We start from the raw sequence: 15,915 nt of genomic DNA on the forward strand, positions 1-15,915 counted from the left end.
CGCCCGGCATTTCATATTAAGGCCGGAATTCATTCTATAAGCGGTCTCATAGGGACATGCCAGACCGGAGTTGCCCGCCTCCGGCCGAAAATCAAGGACCCGATCCCGTCATGCTTCGTTCGTCTCATGCCCTTTTCGCCATGCTTGCCATTGTCTTGCCGTCCGCCGCCACCGCTGCCTCGCCGCAGTCGTTCAGGGGCGAGTACACGGTCTCGTTCCTTGGTTTTTCGATAGCGAAATCAACGTTTTCAAGCCACTATGAGAACGGCGCCTATGCGATCGAAGGCAGCGTCACCGCGGCGGGTCTGGCCAAGCTGTTCGACGATACGCGTGGCACGGTCTCGTCCAAAGGCACGATTGCGGGCAAGAAGATGGTGCCGCAGGCATTCCGTGCCGATTACACCTCCGGCAAGAAGGCATCGGTGGTCGATATCCGCTTTGCCAATGGCAGGGTCGCCTCGACGCAGGTCATCCCGGCGCCGGGTAAAAGGGACCCCAACAGCTGGGTGCCAATCAGTGCCGGCGACCTGGCCTCGGTGCTCGATCCGATGGCCGCCACCGTCATCCATGCCGACAGTCTCGACCAGGTCTGCGGCCGCACCGTGAAGTTCTATGACGGCGAGATGCGTGCCGACCTGACGCTGACCTACGCTTCGAAAGGCACGATCTCGGTGCCGGGCTACAAGGGCGATACGGTTACCTGCCGGATGGGATTCGAGCCGGTGGCGGGCTATCGAAAGGGGCGCAAGGCGCTCAACTATCTCAAGAACAAAAGCCGCATGATGGTGACGTTTGCACCACTCGGCCAAACCGGCGTATATGCGCCGATCCGTGCCACGGTAGGCACGCAGATCGGCACATTGACCATCAGTGCCGGGCGTTTCGAAGCGGTACAATAGGCTAGGCGCCACACGCGCGCCACTGGAGACAGAATGGCGCGCGCAACACTGATCGGGTTTTCGGCGGTCGCCATGTGGGCGCTGCTGGCGCTGCTCACCGATGCATCGGGCCAGGTGCCGCCGTTCCTTTTGTCGGCAATCACCTTCTCGATCGGCACCGGCGTCGGGCTCGCCGCGCGGCTGTTCATGCCGGCACCCGACAAGAGCCAGAAGATACCGCCGCAAGTTTGGCTGATCGGCATTGCCGGTCTGTTCGGCTACCACTTCTTCTACTTCACCGCGCTGCGCAACGCGCCGGCGGTGGAGGCGAGCCTGATCGCCTATCTGTGGCCGCTGCTGATCGTGCTCGGTTCGGCGCTGATGCCGGGTGAGCGGCTGGCCTGGAACCATGTCGTCGGCGCGCTGCTCGGCCTTGCCGGCACGGTGCTGATCGTCACCAAGGGCGGCGGGCTGGCCTTCGACGCCCGCTATGCCTTCGGCTATGCCATGGCCGCCGTCTGCGCTTTGCTGTGGTCGTCCTATTCGCTGTTGTCGCGGCGCTTCCCGTCGGTGCCGACCAGCATTGTCACCTGGTTCTGTGCCGCAACCGCGGTGCTGTCGTTCGTCTGCCATTTGGCGCTGGAACAAACCGTGCTACCTGACGGCGTCGGCCAGTGGCTGGCCGTGCTCGGCCTCGGCCTGATGCCTGTCGGGGCAGCCTTCTATGCCTGGGACATCGGCGTCAAGCGCGGCAACATCCAGGTGCTGGGTGCTGCAAGCTACGCGGCGCCGCTGTTGTCGACGTTGGTGCTGATCGCGGCCGGCGTCGCCGAGCCGTCGCTGCGCATCCTCGCCGCTTGCGTGTTGATCACCGGCGGAGCGGCGCTCGCCGCAAAATCCCTGTTCCTGCGCAAGCCGGTCGCGACCGAAAGTGGAGCCGGGGCATCCGAAGACGGAGCCCGGGCATCCGAAGGCGGAGCCCAGGCATGACGATGCCGTTTCCAGGCGGCATCGATGCCAATGCCAATGCGACGCTGATCTTTTCGCTGGTGGCGGCGGTGATCCATGCGTTCACGTCAAGCATGCCGCCGACGCTCGCCCGCTCGGCGGCAAAGACGCTTGCCGTGACGATGCTTGCCGTACTGGCGGGGCTGCAAGGTGGCCCGCTGCTGCTGGTCGCAGCCCTTGCGCTCAGCGCCGTCGGCGACGCCTTCCTGTCACGCGACGGCGAAAAGGCCTTTCTCGGCGGGCTGGCCAGTTTTCTCCTCGCTCACGTCATCTATGTCGCGCTGTTCCTGCGCAGCGGTGGCGGGTTGGAGTTGCTTGGCGCCGAATCGTGGCGCGGAGCGATCGCGCTCGCAATGGCCGTCTTTGCGCTCGTCATGCTGGTGGCGCTATGGCGGCGCGTCGGCCCAAGCCTGCGCGTTCCGATCGCCGTCTATGTCGCCGCGATCCTGGCGATGGGTGTTTCGGCGCTCACCACCGGCAACGTCTCGGTGATTGGCGGCGCCCTGTTGTTCATGGCATCCGACGGGCTGCTCGCCACGGAGAAATTCCTGGTCGCCGCCATCTCGCCGCACCGTCCCTGGATGCGCTTCGCCGTCTGGGCGTTGTACTATGCCGCTCAACTCGCGATCACGCTCGGGTTCCTGCTAAATTTGGGTTCTTATTGAGTTAGGGTTGTTTCGGTTGCCAGCCGGGTTCGGCCAGCTCAAAGGCGGCAAACTCGAAGCCCGGCGCGACGGTGCAGCCGACCAGCGTCCATTCGCCCAGGCTGCGCGCCGATTGCCACCAGCCTGCCGGCACGATGATCTGAGGCCGCTCACCGGCTGCGAGATCGATGCCGAGCACCTGCTCCACAACGGCGCTGCCTTCTTCCCACATCGACAGCGCCAGCGGTGCGCCGGCATGGAAATGCCAGACCTCGGCGGCGTCCTTGACCCGATGCCAGGCCGAAACCTGATGCTGCTCCAGCAGGAAGTAAATCGCGGTCGAATGACCGCGCGGCCCGCCAGCGCTATCGCGAAAGGTCTCTGCGTACCAGCCGCCTTCCGGATGCGGTTTCAGGCCGAGCGTCGCGATGATTTCGGCGGAACTGGTCATGGCGCCTACGATACCCTCGGGCTCTAGAAATTGTCCTTACGCTTGCGGATCTCGGCAAAGACCTCGACGTCCGAGGCATTCTCCAGCCCAAGATGCCTGCGGATCGCCGGATCGTGCCAGCGCAGGAAGGGATTGGTCGACAGCTCCTCGCCGATCGTCGTCGGCAGCGTCGGCTTGTTGTCGGCGCGCAGCTTTTCGATCTTGGCAGCACGCTCCTTCAATGCCGAATTGGTCGGGTCGACGGTCAGTGCGAAACGGGCGTTGGAAAGCGTGTATTCGTGGCCGCAATAGATGGCCGTCTCAGCCGGAAGTGCCGCCAGCTTCTTCAGCGATTCATACATCACCGGCGGCTTGCATTCGAACAGCCGGCCGCAGCCCAGCGCAAACAGCGTGTCGGCGGTGAATGCCACATTCGACGCGGGCAAGTAGTAGGAGACGTGGCCGGCGGTATGGCCGGGCGTGGCGATCACTTCGATCTTTTCATCGCCAAGATGGAGAACCGAGCCGTCTCCGACGGTCTCGTCGATGCCGGGGATCTTCGCCTTTTCGGCTTCCGCGCCGACGATGCGCAGCTTGAAGCGCTCCTTCAGCGCCAGGTTGGCCTCGACGTGGTCGCCATGGTGATGCGTGGTCAGGATCATCGTCGGCGTCCAGCTGGTGCGCTTGAGCGCGGCCAGGATCGGCGCTTCCTCGGGCGCGTCGATGATCGCGGTCTGACCGCTTTTGGGGTCATGCACCAGCACGCCGAAATTGTCGCTGCGGCACATGAACTGTTCGATTTCGACCGGCATCGCATCTCTCCGTTGTCGCCGCAGACATAGGGCGCTGATGCGCGGATGTCATCCCAGCATGTTGTTGAAACCCGCTGATATCACGGCTACATCCCTGCCATGCATTCCGACATCGTCGATCTTCGCTCCTTCTATTCGACAACGCTCGGCCGGTTCGCCGAGCGTTCGATCACCATGGCGTTGTCGTCGATATGGGCAGCCGTGCCCAACGAGCGGCTGGTCGGCCTCGGCTATACCTTGCCCTGGCTGGAACGGTTCGGCACCGACGCCGAGCGGGTTTTTGCCTTCATGCCGGCAACGCAAGGTGCGGTGGTGTGGCCGGCGGTAGGGCCAACGGCGACGGCACTGGTCTTCGACGAGGAACTGCCTCTGGTCGATTCCTGCATCGACCGCATGCTGCTCGTCCATTCGCTCGAACATGTCGAGAACCCGCGTGAAACGCTGAACGAGATCTGGCGCGTGCTGTCCCCGGCGGGCCGCGTCGTCATCGTCGTGCCCAACCGGCGCGGCGTCTGGGCACGCTTCGAGCACACCCCATTCGGCAATGGCCGGCCCTTTTCGCGCGGGCAGCTCACCGAATTGCTGCGCGAGGCGAATTTCACGCCCGCCGCCTGGTCCGATGCGCTGTTCTTTCCACCATCACGGCGGCGTTTCATGATGCGGTTCCACAATGTGCTGGAACGCGCCGGCCGGCGGCTGTGGCCGATCTTTTCCGGGGTCATCGTCGTCGAGGCGCAGAAGCGGCTCTATCAAGGCGTGCCGGTCGCCCAGCGCGCCTCGCGCCGCGTCTTCGTGCCGGTGCTATCACCGCATGGCGCCACCCGGCTTGGCCGTTGCAAGGAGGCCGGGGACACCAAGCCATCGGTTGCGCAGGTGACGGCTTCGTGATCACGGCACGAGTGCCTGCGGTCTTTTTCCCGCCTATCTGTCGTAGGTGGACTGACAGCCCATCTGGCAGTCCATTTGAACGACGGACGCCTTCAAGTCTCCCCAACCGGTTTCAGCACTGAACGCAAGGACCTTGGCTATGGCTGATCAACCGGACAATGCCGCCGCTATTCAGCCGGTTGCCGTGGCGGTCGAAGCAAGCAGCCTGAGCGATCAGGTGGCGACGATCCGGCGGGCGCTGGCGGGATCGCCGGTTCGCAAGTGGTTGCTGTGGACATCGGTCGGCATCATGGCCGTGATCATCGCGACGTCGATCGGCCAGGTTCTGCTCAACCGATGGAATCAGCCTTTCTACGATGCGCTCGCCCGCCGCGACATGGCGGCCTTCCTGCACCAGCTTCTCGTCTTTGCGGCAATAGCCGGTGGACTTCTGGTGCTCAATGTTGGCCAGACCTGGCTCAATCAGATGATCAGGCTCAAGCTGCGCGAGGCGCTGACGCTGGACCTGATCGACCAGTGGATGCGGCCGGCGCGCGCCTTTCGGCTGGCCAATGCAGGCGCCATCGGCGTCAATCCGGACCAGCGCATGCAGCAGGACGCCGCACATCTTTCCGACCTGTCGACCGATCTCGGCGTCGGCCTGTTGCAGTCGTGCATCCTGCTCGTGTCCTTCGTCGGCGTGCTGTGGGAGCTGTCCTCCGGCTTCGTGTTCCACATTGGCGGGACCTCGCTGGCCCTACCGGGCTACATGGTCTGGGCCGCCATCCTCTATGCCGGCACTGCCTCATGGCTGAGTTGGCTGGTCGGGCGCCCGCTCATCCGCCTAAACAGCGATCGCTACACGCGCGAGGCCGAGTTGCGCTCCTCGATGGTGCGCGTCAACGAGAATGTCGATGCCATTGCGTTGTATCGTGGCGAGGCCGACGCCAGGCGACGGCTTGAACTCGACCTCCGCACGGTGCTGGGCGCCATGCGGCGCATCTACAGCGCCCAGATCAACCTGTCCTGGGTGACCGATACCTATGGCTGGATCACTGTCGTGGCACCCATCCTGGTCGCCTCGCCGGTTTATTTCGCAGGCGACATCAGCTTTGGCGGGCTGATGATGGCGGTCGGTGCCTTCAATCAGGTCCACTCGTCCCTGCGCTGGTTTATCAACAACATCGGCGGCATTGCCGATTGGCGCGCCACGCTGATGCGCGTCGCCGATTTCCGCATCGCGCTCAATGAAACCGACGTGCTGCACGACACGGAAAAGCGCATCGCCTTCGGCGAAAACGCCAATGGCAACCTGACTTTCGAGAAGCTTGAAGTCGCCTCGCCGGAGGGTTGCGCCCGGCTTGCCGACCAGCATGTCGAAATCCGCCCCGGCGAGCGCGTCATGATCACCGGTGATCCGGGCGCTGGCAAGACGCTGTTCTTCCGCGCTCTTGCCGGACTGTGGCCGTGGGGAAGCGGACGGATCGGACTGCCGGCGGGAGAAACCCCCATGTTCGTGCCGCGCGTTCCTTATTTCCCGACCGGTACATTGCGCGAGGTCCTCGATCACTCGGACGGACCTGCGCCGGCGAGCGATGCCGACATTTCTGCGGTGCTTGCCGAGGTCGGTCTGGAGCGGCTGTCGTCGTCGCTCGACCGCACCCGGCGCTGGGACCACGAGCTGGGCGATGACGAGCAACGTTCGCTGGCCTTCGCCAGGCTTGCCCTGCGGCAGCCGAAATGGGTGATCATCGACGAAGCCCTGGATGCGTTCGACGGCCCGTCGCTAAGACGGGTGCTGTCGATGCTCGGGAAGCGCTTGCCGGGGACCGCGATCCTCAACATCGGCCGCGGCCAGCACAACAGTCACTTCTTTCCGCGCGCGTTGACGATCGTCAAGGATTCCGGTGCGCCGGCTCTGAAGCCCGCCCGCGTCAGGGCCGGCGCGATAGAACCGCCGCCAGTCGCAGCTCGCCACAATACATAGGCCGCTGTTCGGATTGCCGGTGCAAAGCTTTATTTTGCCGTGATCGCGAGGGAAGCTCGTCGGGAGAAACAACCTGGCGATGGCCATGCTTGATGCTGTGCGCCTGCTTGCCTGTCTTGTCTGTGCCCAGGCTGCTCCCGCCGCCTCGCCGCCGGACGCGCTTGCCGTCGACGTCGAGCTGGTGCTGGCGGTCGACATTTCGCTGTCGATGGATGAGAAGGAGTTCGCCCTGCAGCGCGCCGGTTATGTCGAGGCGTTGCGGCATCCGGACTTTATCAAGGCTGTCCGTGCCGGCGCCACGGGACGCATCGCGCTCACTTATTTCGAATGGGCCGGCACGGTGCGCGACGACGCGATCATCGGCTGGCAGATCATCGACAGTGCAGAGAGCGCCAACAGCTTCGCCGACAAGGTCGCGGCCCGACCGTTCCGGAGCTTCCGCGGCACCTCGATTTCCGGAGCGCTGGCGTTTGGCACCGAGCTTTTCGATCGCACTTCCTTCGAGGGCGAACGCAGCGTCATCGATATTTCGGGTGACGGTCCGAACAATATCGGGCCGCCTGTCACCGCGACGCGTGATGCGGCGACCGCAAAAGGCATCGTCGTCAATGGCCTGCCGATCTTGATCAGCCCGTCGCCCACCTTCAGTCATCTCGATCAATATTATGCGCAGTGCGTGACCGGAGGCCCCGGTTCCTTCGTGCTGCCGATCTATCAGGCCGCCGAATTCTCGACGGCAATCCGGCGCAAGCTGATCCTTGAAGTAAGCGGCATTCAAAACGCCGGGATCATCCCCGTCGACGCGACCATGCCGATAGACTGTCTGCAAGGCGAGCGGGACAGGCGATTCCTATCGGATCCCTATTTTCCCGAACTTGACCGGTAGGCTTGGCCGATTTGCGTACTAGGCGGAGGCGCCCGCCCTACTGGGTAACATGTACCCCATTACCTCAGACGTAATCGCTTTGAGATCAGTGTTTCGGCAGATTGCCCTTAGGAGGCCCGGTCGGCTTCGATCCAAAGGGAGTACAATCATGACCGCTTACGCCGTTGCCCATATGCGCCAAGCCACGATGGGTCCGCAGATCGTCGAGTACCTGCACAAGATCGATGCTACGCTGAAACCTTTCGGCGGCCGTTTTCTGGTTCATGGCGGCGATGTGGAGGTGATCGAGAACAGCTGGCCGGGCCATCTGATCATAATCGAATTCCCCGACAGGCAGCATGTGCATGGCTGGTACAATTCACCAGCCTACCAGGCGATATTGGAGCTGCGTACGGACAATTCGGAGGCCGACGTGGTGTTCGCCGACGGCGTCGAACATCCGCACAAGGCGACGGATGTTCTGGGATAGCTTGCGGCTCACCGCTTCAATAAGAAAACCGCCTGCTGGCCGAAAAAATTCCAGAACCACCACGGCATCGACAACCCGATCCTCTGGCCATTGGCATCGAGCGCGGTTGCCTTTTCGACGGTGGCGCCGAGCTCGTCGCACAGATTGACGAAATCGCGGATGGTGCAGAAGTGGATGTTGGGCGTGTCGTACCAGGAATAGGGCAGATCCTTGGTCACCGGCATGCGGCCGTTGAGGAACAGCGACAGACGCACCCGCCAATGGCCGAAATTGGGGAAGGAGACTATGGCGCGGTTGCCGATCCTGAGCAGTTCGTCGAGCACCAGCTTCGGGTTGCGGGTTGCCTGCAGCGTCTGCGACAGGACGACGAAATCAAAACCCTTGTCGGGGTAGAATTCGAGGTCCTTGTCGGCATCGCCCTGGATGACCGAGAGGCCGCGCGCCACGCATTCGTTGACGCCGCGCTGCGACAGCTCAAGTCCACGGCCGTCGACCTGCTTGGTGTCCTGCAAGAGCTCGAGCAGTGAGCCGTCGCCCGAACCGACATCGAGCACGCGCGACTGCGGCGGGATGAGGTTGGCGACTACCTCGAGGTCGACGCGCTGGCTGCCGTTGACGCTCATGATGTCGCCTCCTGTGTGGCGCACGATCCCGGACGGACAAGTCTGAAATTTTCTGGGGTCATGCGCTCAGCCCTCTCGCCCGGGCGGCCGAGCCGATGAAGCCGTTGATGGCGGCAAACAATTCCGGCTCGTCGAGCAGGAAGGCGTCATGGCCGCGATCGGTCTCGATTTCGACGAAGGACACCGACGCGCCGGCAGCGTTCAGCGCATGCACGATCGAGCGGCTCTCCTCGGTCGGAAACAGCCAATCCGACGTGAAGGACACCAGGCAGAAACGGGTTTTCGTGCCGGCAAAGGCATCGGCCAAGCGGCCGCCATGGTCGGCGGCGAGGTCGAAATAGTCCATCGACCGCGTCATGTAGAGGTAGGAATTGGCATCGAAGCGGTCGACGAAGGTCATGCCCTGGTGGCGCAGATAGCTTTCGATCTGAAAGTCGGCGTCGAAGCCGAAGGTCAACGCTTCGCGGTCCTGCAGATTGCGGCCGAATTTCCGGTGCAGGGCGGCTTCCGACAGATAGGTGATGTGAGCGGCCATGCGCGCCACCGCCAAGCCCTTTTCCGGGCGTCTGCCGTGCTCGAAATATTTGCCGCCATGCCAGTCCGGATCGGCCATGACGGCTTGCCGGCCGACCTCGTGGAAGGCAATGTTCTGCGAGGAATGGCGTGCGCCGGTGGCGATCGGCAACGCCGAGAAGACGCGCTCCGGATAGCTCGACGCCCATTCCAGCACCTGCATGCCGCCCATCGAGCCGCCGAGCACGCAGAACAGCTTTTCGATGCCGAAATGGTCGATCAGCATCTGCTGCGCCCGCACCATGTCGCGGATGGTGATGATAGGCAGGTCGAGCCCATAGGGCTTGCCGGTGGCGGGATTGGTCGAGGCGGGGCCGGTGGAGCCGAGACAACCGCCGATGACGTTGGAGCAGATGACGAAGAAGCGGCTGGTGTCGATGATTTTGCCGGGGCCGATCAGCACTTCCCACCAGCCGGGCTTGCCGGTCACAGGATTGGTGCTGGCGACGTGCTGGTCTCCCGTCAGCGCGTGGCAGACCAGGATCGCGTTGGAGCGGGCATCGTTCAGCGTGCCGTAGGTCTGGTAGGCGATCTGGAACGGCGACAGCAGTGTGCCGGCGTCCAGCTTGAGCGGCTTGTCGGAGCCAAAACGCAAAACCGGGCTCGACGGCTGGTCGGCCTCGTTGTTGGGTTTGCGGGCGCGCAGAACGGCCATGACATCCATCTCACTTTGAATCCACGCACCGTGCTTTTCGAAAATCGATGCCAATGTGGGTGCCCGGCCGGCGCGGACAAAAAAACCGGCATTGCAGTCGCAAAGCCGGTTACAGGATGCAAACGGCCCTTTAGCAAGTTGTTTAACGTGGCTGCAAGCCGACCGGCCAAATCACCACGGAAGTTCGCACCTCTTCTAGGGCCGTGGCGCGCCTGCGTCAACGGCCAGCCTTGGTCCGGAGATTGTCACCTCTCGACATTGCGGGCCACGGCTTGTATTTCCGCTGCGGCTTCCCTCAGGAAGCGTTCTCGACGGATTTTGCGACATGAGCCAGACACCGGACAAGGCACGTCCAACCCCGCGCGCGGGCATCATGGACATCGACGCCTATGTGCCGGGCAAGAGCACGGCGCCTGCGGGCGTCGCCAAGGTCTACAAGCTGTCCTCGAACGAGAATCCGCTTGGTCCATCGCCGAAGGCGATCGAAGCCGCGCGCGAGATCGCCGGCAAGCTCGACATCTATCCCGACGGCACTGCAAGGCGGCTGCGCGAAGCGATCGCCGAGGTGCATGGCCTCAATCCGCAGAACATTATCTGTTCCAATGGTTCCGACGAGATCCTCGGCCTGCTGGCGCAGACCTATCTGGCGCCCGGCGACGAGGCTATCATCACCGAACACGCCTTCATGGTCTACAAGATCTACATCCAGTCGGCGGGTGCCGTTCCGGTGACGATCAAGGAGAAAGACGAGCGCGCCGATATCGACGCAATCCTGGCCGCCGTCACGCCGCGCACGAAGATTGTGTTCCTGGCCAATCCCAACAACCCGACCGGCACCTATGTGCCGTTCCAGGAGGTGCGCCGGCTGCATGCCGCCCTGCCCAGGCACGTGCTTCTGGTGCTCGACGCGGCCTATGCCGAATATGTTCGCCGCAACGACTACGAAGCCGGCATCGAGCTGGTCGGCAGCGCCGAGAACGTGGTGATGACTCGTACCTTCTCCAAGATCGGCCTCGGCGGGGCGCGGATCGGCTGGATGTATGCGCCAATGCATATCGTCGACGCCATCAACCGTGTGCGTGGTCCCTTCAACGTCAATGCAACGGCGATCGAGGCCGGCATCGCCGCGATCCGCGACCGCGCCCATGTCGAGCGCAGCGTGGCGCACAACGAGACCTGGCTGGCCTGGCTGAGCGAGGAGTTCACAAAGCTTGGGCTGAGAGTGACGCCCAGCGTCGGCAATTTCATCCTCATTCACTTTCCCAACGATCAGAAACATTCCGCAGCGGCGGCGGACGACTATCTGACGGCGCGCGGCTATATATTGCGGCGCGTTTCCGGCTACGGCTTTCCCAACGCGCTGCGCATGACCGTCGGCACTGAAGAGGCCAATCGCGGCGTTGTCGCCGCTCTCACGACATTCCTGAAAAGCTAGAACACCATGACATCACCGATGTTTGAAAAGATCGCGCTGGTCGGCATCGGCCTGATCGGCTCGTCACTGGCCCGCGTCATCCGCCGCGAGGGTCTGGCCCGTCACGTTGCCATCTCGACACGCAGTGCCGCGACGCTGGCGCGGGCTGAGGAGCTGGGGCTGGGCGATAGCTACACCACCGATGCGAGGGAAGCGGTCCGCGATGCCGATCTGGTCATCGTCTCGGTGCCGGTCGGCTCGTCCGGCGCGGTGGCCGAGGAAGTCTCGCCGGCGCTGAAGCCGGGCGCGATCCTCACCGATGTCGGCTCGACCAAGGCGTCTGTGATCGCGCAGATGCAGCCTTATGTGCCAGCCGGCGTCCATTTCATTCCCGGCCACCCACTGGCCGGCACGGAAAAATCCGGCCCGGATGCCGGTTTTGCCGACCTGTTCGACAATCGCTGGTGCATATTCACGCCGGTGCCCGACACCGACCCGGAGGCGCTGGAGAGGCTTTCGGAATTCTGGCGCCGCTGCGGCGCCAACATCGACACCATGGACCCGCAGCATCACGATATGACGCTGGCTATCGTCTCGCACCTGCCGCACATTATCGCCTACAACATCGTCGGCACCGCCGACGATCTGCAGTCGGTGACCAAGTCCGAAGTGATCAAATATTCGGCTTCCGGTTTTCGCGACTTCACCCGCCTTGCCGCCTCCGACCCGACCATGTGGCGCGACGTGTGCCTGCACAACAAGGATGCCATCCTCGAAATGCTGGCGCGGTTCTCGGAAGATCTGGCGTCGTTGCAACGCGCGATCCGCTGGGGCGACGGCGAAAAACTCTTCGACCTGTTCACCCGGACGCGGGCCGTGCGCCGCTCGATCATCGAGGCCGGCCAGGACATCGACGTGCCCGATTTCGGCCGCCAGGCTGTCGAACATCCGGTGAAGAGCTAAACTGTTTCAGGCAGGCCAGGTCGCCGCGATCATCGCCAGCGTCTCGGCACGGTCCGGCGCGCCCAGCCTGCCGCCGAAGCGCAGGCATTTGAGCGCGGCGGCTGCACTGGCAAAGCGCAAAGCCTGCTCGACCGGCATGGCTTCCGCCAGCCCGACAGCGAAGGCGCCATGAAAGACGTCGCCGGCGGCCAGTGTGTCGACTGCCTTGATCCTTGGCGCCTCGACATGGCGCACACAGCCTGCGCGACGGTCGTGCCACCAACTGCCCGCCGCGCCGCCGGTCACCGCGACAAATGCGTCGGTGCGGCTGGCGAGATCCGCGCAAGCCGTTTCCGGATCGAGCGCCTGGCCGCAGACGATGCGCGCCGCCGGCTCCGAAGCGACGATGTGCGTGGCGAGCGGCAACAGCTGTTCCAGGACCTCCAGCGGCGCGGTGTCGGCATCGAGGATCGCCGGACGGCCGAGGGCGCGGGCCGCATTGAGGGCGAGTGCCGCCGCACCTGGCCAACGGACATCGACCAGTACGGCGTCGAATGCGATGAGGTCGGCGACCGGCAAGGCTTCGGGATCGGCCTGGGCAAGCCTGTCGTAGAACGGCACGATGATGCGCTCGCCATGCGCGTCGACCAGGATCGAGGCCAGCGCCGAGCGGGCGCCTCTCACGCGGCGCACAAAGCTGCAATCGACGCCTTCGGCCTCGATGCCGGCGATAAGCTGGTCGGCGACGGCATCGTCGCCGGCGCTCGCCCACAGCGACACCTCGGCGCCCAGGCGATGCGCGGCGCAGGCAGCACTCGTGGCCATCCCCGAGGCGATCTGGACGCCGTCGGAGGCGATGAATTTGCCCTGATGCACGGGCAGTGTCTCGACACGCAGGATGGTGTCCAGCGTCAGTGCGCCAACACTCAGCAGCTTCACGGGTCTTGCCATAATGGAGCTATTCCACCGGCTTGATCTTGCCCAGCGGAATGAAGCCGAGCGAGGCCTTGCCCTTGACCACCTTCAGCGGCATCGATGGTTCGTTGCCGAGCACCGCCAGGGCAGAAAAACCCTGCTCGATCTGGTTTTTCTGCTCGGGTATGGCGGTGCCGAGGATGGCCGCCACCGCCTTCGGGTCCTGCAGCCTGATCATCAGATCCGCGTTGACCAGGCCTTCGGCATCGACCGACAGAGGTCCCGAAACCGTGATACGCGCGGTCCCAGACGAAAGGTCGAGGTTGCGGATTTCGATCGCCTGGCCGCGCAGGCTCTTCACTTGCGTGCCGATCAGCGCGACGCCGTTCTTCAGCGTGACGTCGCCGCTGGCATCGAGCGCCGGCAGCACGCGCCCGCCGATCGCCTCAGGGTCGATCTCGAGATCGCCAAAACTGCCGACATAGTCGATATCCGCCCCATTCGGCTGCAACTTGCCGGTGGCCTTGCCGGCGCTGAAGAGTTGCACCGGATCGGTATCGTCGGCCGGATCGGTCTGGCCGGACAGGCCCTCGGCCTGCAGCGACATCTGCCGCGGCAGCGGCCACCACAATTTGAAATTGGCCTGCAGATTGTCCCAATCGATCCACAGCGGCATCATGTCCGGAACCGAGGTTCTGAGCGGACCGCGCAGATTGGCGACCGGTGACAGGGGCTGGATGATCTGGGCGGCTGCGTTGAAGCTGCCGGCCGAGGCTGCAATGTTCCTGGCATCGTCCTCATAGGCCAGGTTGTCGCAGGAGACGGTAAAGCTCAGGGGATAACCGCTGACCTGGAGATTGGCGCAGCTGGCCTCGACGCCATTCTTGTTGAGCGTGGCGACCGCCTTGTCGGCTTCGTTCCTGACCCGGTCAGCCAGATAGAACCAGCCGCCGCTGTAGATAGCAAACAGCACGACGATGAACGCGGCAAGCCAGAACAGGCGGCGACGGCTACTCGGCTGGCGTTCGTCACTTGACGTCATGCTTTGGCTCTCGTTAACGCATGGATGTTGCGGACGGACAGTCGATTCCGCCAACGATAGGTAGACAGAGACGAATAGTTAGACGGGACGGGCGGAAAAAACACCGGTCCCCGGTGCGGTGTTGGCATCTTTTGCAATCAGGCGCGGCGATATGGGCGATTTTTGGGTGTTTGGCTATGGTTCGCTGATCTGGCGACCGGGTTTCGCGCATATCGAGACGCAGCGCGCCCGCCTGCATGGCTACCGCCGGTCGCTCTGCGTCTATTCCTTCGTGCATCGCGGCACGCGCGAGCGACCGGGACTGGTGCTCGGCCTCGACCGTGGCGGCTCCTGCGTCGGCCTGGCGTTCCGCGTTCCCGGCGACTTGCGCGACGAGGTCATCGCCTATCTGCGCGAGCGCGAACTCGTCACCAATGTCTATCTCGAACGCATGCTCAAAATTCGCCTCGACGGCGGCGGCACGGTCGACGCGGTGGCTTACATCGTCGACCGCCAGCACGAGCAATATGCCGGCGCGCTCGATGCGGCGGAGGCAGCGGCCGTGGTGCGCGGCGCGGTCGGTCAATCCGGCATCAACGAGGATTATGTGATGAGCACGCTGGAGCATCTTGAGGCGCTGGGCATTCGCGACCACTGGTTGGAGAATGTGGCAAGGTTGGTCGCGCCTTTGTGAAGCTGGCTCTGCGGAAAAAGGCGGCCAGGCCTTTGACCTCGATCAGGCAAGACCTAGGTTAGGCTCCAAACCTCAGCCTGCGGGCGCCATTTGCCCGCCCCAATCATCCCGGAGATCCGCCTTGCAGAAACGTCGTCTCGGTCGCACCGACCTGTCCATCGCGCCGCTGGTTCTGGGCGGCAATGTCTTCGGCTGGACCGCCGACGAGAAAACCTGCTTCGACCTGCTCGACCGCTTCGTCGGCGCCGGCTTCAATGCAGTCGATACGGCGGACTCCTATTCGCGCTGGGTCTCCGGCCACGAGGGCGGTGAATCGGAAACCATCATCGGCAAATGGATGAAAGACCGTGGCAATCGTGACAAGGTCGTGGTGATCACCAAGGTTGGTTCGGATATGGGGCAGGGGCACAAGGATCTGTCCGCGGCCTACATCGAAAAGGCCGTCGACACATCGCTGAGGCGGCTGCAGACCGACACCATCGACCTCTATCTGTCGCACTGGCCGGACCCGACGACGCCCTATGAGGAAACCCTCGGCGCCTACCAGAAGCTGCTCGCCAAGGGCAAGATCCGTTATGCCGGCTGCTCGAACCTCGATGCCGCCCAGTTGCGTGCCGCACTCGATGTGGCGAGCCTGCGCAGCCTGCCGCGCTACGAGGTGCTGCAGCCGGAATACAATCTCTATGACCGCTCGTCCTTTGACGGCCCGCTGCGCGATCTGTGCGTGGCCGAGGACATCGGCGTCATCACCTATTTCAGCCTGGCCAAGGGCTTTCTCAGCGGCAAATACCGCAGCGAGGCCGATCTTGGCCAAAGCCCGCGCGGCGGTGGGGTGAAAGACTACCTCAATGTGCGCGGCATGCACATCCTTGCGGCACTGGATGCGGTGTCGGCCAGGCATTCGGCCAAGCAGGCGGAGGTGGCGCTTGCCTGGGTGATTGCGCGGCCCGGCGTCACCGCGCCGATTGCCAGCGCCACGAAGCCCGAGCAGATGGACAGCCTGATCAGGGCGGCGTCGCTGAAGCTGACCGCCGCCGACATGGCCGAACTCGACAAAGCGAGCGGCTGAGCGGCGGCCGCTCCTCGCACGAACGTCC

The 15,915-nt window shown here is 63.6% G+C and carries 17 protein-coding genes and 1 riboswitch; of the genes, 11 read left to right on the top strand and 6 right to left on the bottom strand.

The window, feature by feature from the left end:
- The first annotated feature begins 110 nt into the window (after nt 1-110).
- From ACSQ3L_RS08155 to ACSQ3L_RS08165, 3 genes are read left to right on the top strand one after another with little or no spacing between them, the layout of a single operon-like run.
- Nucleotides 111-899, top strand: coding sequence for a DUF3108 domain-containing protein (locus ACSQ3L_RS08155; RefSeq protein WP_436159476.1), 789 nt, complete (start codon nt 111-113; stop codon nt 897-899).
- A gap of 33 nt (nt 900-932) precedes the next feature.
- Complete coding sequence (gene yddG / locus ACSQ3L_RS08160; protein WP_436159477.1) at nt 933-1,868, top strand: aromatic amino acid exporter YddG; 936 nt, start codon at nt 933-935, stop codon at nt 1,866-1,868.
- Nucleotides 1,865-2,551: a lysoplasmalogenase gene (locus ACSQ3L_RS08165; RefSeq protein WP_436159478.1), complete on the top strand. Its 687-nt coding sequence runs from the start codon at nt 1,865-1,867 to the stop codon at nt 2,549-2,551. Before yddG ends, ACSQ3L_RS08165 begins: the two co-directional genes overlap by 4 nt.
- 1 nt (nt 2,552) lies before the next feature.
- On the opposite strand, the gene ACSQ3L_RS08170 is transcribed toward ACSQ3L_RS08165, so the two are convergent.
- Both ACSQ3L_RS08170 and gloB read right to left on the bottom strand, forming a co-directional pair.
- The gene (locus tag ACSQ3L_RS08170) at nt 2,553-2,981 is read right to left on the bottom strand and encodes a cupin domain-containing protein (protein WP_436159479.1); all 429 of its coding nucleotides are present in this window, start codon (nt 2,979-2,981) and stop codon (nt 2,553-2,555) included.
- Nucleotides 2,982-3,004: 23 nt separating this feature from the next.
- A complete protein-coding gene (gene gloB, locus ACSQ3L_RS08175) occupies nt 3,005-3,772 on the bottom strand; it encodes a hydroxyacylglutathione hydrolase (RefSeq protein ID WP_436159480.1) in 768 nt (255 codons plus the stop codon).
- Nucleotides 3,773-3,871: 99 nt separating this feature from the next.
- Here gloB and ACSQ3L_RS08180 point away from each other — a divergent pair, with 99 nt between their 5' ends.
- From ACSQ3L_RS08180 to ACSQ3L_RS08195, 4 genes are all read left to right on the top strand, one after another.
- The gene (locus ACSQ3L_RS08180; protein ID WP_436159481.1) at nt 3,872-4,660 is read left to right on the top strand and encodes a class I SAM-dependent methyltransferase; all 789 of its coding nucleotides are present in this window, start codon (nt 3,872-3,874) and stop codon (nt 4,658-4,660) included.
- A gap of 139 nt (nt 4,661-4,799) precedes the next feature.
- Entirely contained in the window at nt 4,800-6,626 is a 1,827-nt protein-coding gene (locus tag ACSQ3L_RS08185; protein WP_436159482.1) for an ABC transporter ATP-binding protein/permease, read from the top strand.
- 85 nt (nt 6,627-6,711) lie between these two features.
- Nucleotides 6,712-7,512 carry a DUF1194 domain-containing protein gene (locus ACSQ3L_RS08190; protein WP_436163397.1) on the top strand — a complete coding sequence of 267 codons (801 nt, stop codon included), beginning with the start codon at nt 6,712-6,714 and terminating at the stop codon, nt 7,510-7,512.
- A gap of 148 nt (nt 7,513-7,660) precedes the next feature.
- The gene (locus ACSQ3L_RS08195; protein WP_436159483.1) at nt 7,661-7,981 is read left to right on the top strand and encodes a DUF1330 domain-containing protein; all 321 of its coding nucleotides are present in this window, start codon (nt 7,661-7,663) and stop codon (nt 7,979-7,981) included.
- Nucleotides 7,982-7,989: 8 nt separating this feature from the next.
- Here ACSQ3L_RS08195 and metW read toward each other — a convergent pair whose 3' ends face one another.
- Both metW and metX read right to left on the bottom strand, forming a co-directional pair.
- Nucleotides 7,990-8,604, bottom strand: coding sequence for a methionine biosynthesis protein MetW (metW, locus tag ACSQ3L_RS08200; protein WP_292178093.1), 615 nt, complete (start codon nt 8,602-8,604; stop codon nt 7,990-7,992).
- A gap of 58 nt (nt 8,605-8,662) precedes the next feature.
- Nucleotides 8,663-9,832 (bottom strand): homoserine O-acetyltransferase MetX, encoded by a 1,170-nt coding sequence (gene metX / locus ACSQ3L_RS08205; RefSeq protein WP_436159484.1) that lies wholly within the window; start codon nt 9,830-9,832, stop codon nt 8,663-8,665.
- 110 nt (nt 9,833-9,942) lie between these two features.
- A riboswitch (SAM riboswitch) is annotated at nt 9,943-10,020 on the bottom strand.
- Between the two features lie 137 nt (nt 10,021-10,157).
- Between metX and hisC the strand changes: the two genes are divergently transcribed.
- Together hisC and ACSQ3L_RS08215 are read left to right on the top strand one after the other, a co-directional pair.
- Nucleotides 10,158-11,267 carry a histidinol-phosphate transaminase gene (gene hisC / locus ACSQ3L_RS08210; RefSeq protein WP_436159485.1) on the top strand — a complete coding sequence of 370 codons (1,110 nt, stop codon included), beginning with the start codon at nt 10,158-10,160 and terminating at the stop codon, nt 11,265-11,267.
- 6 nt (nt 11,268-11,273) lie between these two features.
- A complete protein-coding gene (locus ACSQ3L_RS08215; RefSeq protein WP_436159486.1) occupies nt 11,274-12,209 on the top strand; it encodes a prephenate/arogenate dehydrogenase family protein in 936 nt (311 codons plus the stop codon).
- 6 nt (nt 12,210-12,215) lie between these two features.
- Here the strand turns inward: ACSQ3L_RS08215 and ACSQ3L_RS08220 are convergent, their stop codons facing one another.
- On the bottom strand, nt 12,216-13,139 hold the full coding sequence (locus ACSQ3L_RS08220) for a sugar kinase (protein ID WP_436159487.1): 924 nt from the start codon (nt 13,137-13,139) through the stop codon (nt 12,216-12,218).
- Nucleotides 13,140-13,146: 7 nt separating this feature from the next.
- Nucleotides 13,147-14,145, bottom strand: a complete 999-nt coding sequence (locus ACSQ3L_RS08225; RefSeq protein ID WP_436159488.1) for a DUF2125 domain-containing protein — start codon at nt 14,143-14,145, stop codon at nt 13,147-13,149.
- Between the two features lie 151 nt (nt 14,146-14,296).
- On the opposite strand from ACSQ3L_RS08225, the gene ACSQ3L_RS08230 reads away from it, so the two are divergent.
- Both ACSQ3L_RS08230 and ACSQ3L_RS08235 read left to right on the top strand, forming a co-directional pair.
- Nucleotides 14,297-14,818, top strand: coding sequence for a gamma-glutamylcyclotransferase (locus ACSQ3L_RS08230; RefSeq protein WP_436159489.1), 522 nt, complete (start codon nt 14,297-14,299; stop codon nt 14,816-14,818).
- Nucleotides 14,819-14,939: 121 nt separating this feature from the next.
- A complete protein-coding gene (locus tag ACSQ3L_RS08235) occupies nt 14,940-15,887 on the top strand; it encodes an aldo/keto reductase (RefSeq protein WP_436159490.1) in 948 nt (315 codons plus the stop codon).
- The last annotated feature ends 28 nt before the right edge of the window (nt 15,888-15,915 follow it).

This window comes from Mesorhizobium sp. LjRoot246 (assembly GCF_964254115.1).
Classification (GTDB): domain Bacteria; phylum Pseudomonadota; class Alphaproteobacteria; order Rhizobiales; family Rhizobiaceae; genus Mesorhizobium.